Genomic DNA, 1,806 nt, shown 5'->3' with positions numbered 1-1,806 from the left:
TAGGCGAGTAGGCAAGTAGGCAATAGGCAAGTAGGTAAATAGAAGCCGCGGGGCGGCGACAGAACGGTAGAATAACATTATGCCACATAAACTCCCCGAACCGCGGAGCGGTGGCAGAGCAGGTTATTAGGTCAGTAGGTCGATAGGTCAGTAGGTCAGTAGGTAAATAGGCGAGTAGGCAATAGGCAAGTAGGTGAATAGAAGCCGCAGGGCGGCGACAGAACGGTAGAATATTATAGCACAGAGATTCCCCGAACCGCGGAGCGGTGACAGAGCAGATTATTAGGTCAGCAGATCAATAGGTCAATAGGTTAGCAGGCAGTAGGTTAATAGGTTGATAGAAGCCGCGGAGCGGCGACAGAACGGTAGAATAACATTATGCCACATAAACTCCCCGAACCGCGGAGCGGTGGCAGAGCAGGTTATTAGGTCAATAGTTTTATAGCTGTAAGAATATTCGTAAATTGCACAAAAAGTAGAGAATTATGAACACTCGAACGTCTATAACAATTGATTTTCCGGCAGACATTTATCTTGCTTTAAATACAGATGAGACGGAATTAAAAAAAACATCAAAACCACGCTGGCTGTACAATTGTATCAGTCCCAAAAATTAACCATTGGAAAAGCTGCACAGTTGGCAGGGCTTTCCCGTTTAGAATTTGAAAACCTTTTAGCTGTCAATAAAATCCCTATTTCAAATCTCACCATCGATGATATTAACAAGGATATAAATAAACTGAAATAACCGGTATTCACAAAATGAAAAACGGAATTGTCATTGCAGACGCCGGCCCCATTTTTTCCCTGGCCACCATCAATCGGCTTGATTTATTAGATTTGCTTTTCCATGATGTAAAAATCCCGGTAGCCGTTTGGGATGAAATTACGCTGAACAAATCAACTGCCATTTATAGTAAGATTAAAAATTATTTCAAAAACAAGGTATGCATCATCAAGGGGTTTAATGAATTAAACTTCGTTATGGATTATGGAGAGTCTGAATCTGTAATATTATATAATGAGGTAAAAGCCGATTTCCTTCTCATCGATGATAAAAAAGCCAGAAACATAGCCGAAAACCTTGGCATCAATTGCATAGGAACCATTGGAGTATTAACAGCTGCAAAAAACAATGGGTTGGTTCAGGAACTTCGACCTTTGTTTCAAACTTTTTTAAAGAAAAGACGATTTTACTCTATAAACTTGTTAAACCATATTTTAATCCAACAAAACGAAGAGCCATTAAAAACAATTTCATAATATTTCAAACATTTATTCAAAGTCAAAAGGAATCGCGGGAAGTCCACTCCTTTAAGGGATCATGAGGTAGCATGAGGAAATAGATTAAACAATAGGTCAATAGGCAAGTAGGCAAGTAGAAGCCGCGGAGCGGCGACAGAACGGTAGAATAATATTATGGCACAGAAACTCCCCGAACCGCGGAGCGGTGACAGAATAGGCTATTAGAACATTAGGCGAGTAGGTCAATAGAAAGGGTTTCAGGCAAAAGCACGCACAGCCCGGCGTCAGCGCCCCCCCTCAACCAGCAACAAGCAACAAGCAACAAGCAACAAGCAACCAGCAACCAGCAACAAGCAACGAATTAACCAATCACTCCTGTCCTACCCCTCTGACTCCCCTGAAAGGGAGTACCGGACTGACCCGCAGTTCTTATCAGATTAAAACACACGAATGGTACAATATAAAAGAAATTGCGCGGTGGGGGTTCCCCTTAAAAGGGGTCAGGGGGTAGTGCGAAGGAAAAGATAAACAAATGTTACAGAATAACCCCCTGCGAGCTAA

Annotated in this window: 2 protein-coding genes; both read left to right on the top strand. The window is 42.2% G+C overall.

Going from position 1 to position 1,806, the window contains the following annotated elements:
* The first annotated feature begins 559 nt into the window (after nt 1-559).
* Nucleotides 560-748, top strand: a complete 189-nt coding sequence (locus OQ5_RS25165; RefSeq protein ID WP_369688179.1) for a UPF0175 family protein — start codon at nt 560-562, stop codon at nt 746-748.
* Nucleotides 749-762: 14 nt separating this feature from the next.
* Nucleotides 763-1,263 (top strand): DUF3368 domain-containing protein, encoded by a 501-nt coding sequence (locus tag OQ5_RS0100295; protein WP_016775575.1) that lies wholly within the window; start codon nt 763-765, stop codon nt 1,261-1,263.
* Nucleotides 1,264-1,806: the final 543 nt, after the last annotated feature.

This window comes from Anaerophaga thermohalophila str. Valhall, from assembly GCF_000250735.1.
Taxonomy (GTDB): Bacteria; Bacteroidota; Bacteroidia; order Bacteroidales; family Marinilabiliaceae; genus Anaerophaga; species Anaerophaga thermohalophila_A.
Note: the sequence above shows the minus strand (reverse complement) of the source record. Positions and strands in the feature narration are given on the sequence as shown.

Coding starts and splice junctions, on each gene's coding strand:
- OQ5_RS0100295 (WP_016775575.1), top strand. CDS start 763: ATGAAAAACGGAATTGTCATTGCAGACGCCGGCCCCATTTTTTCCCTG.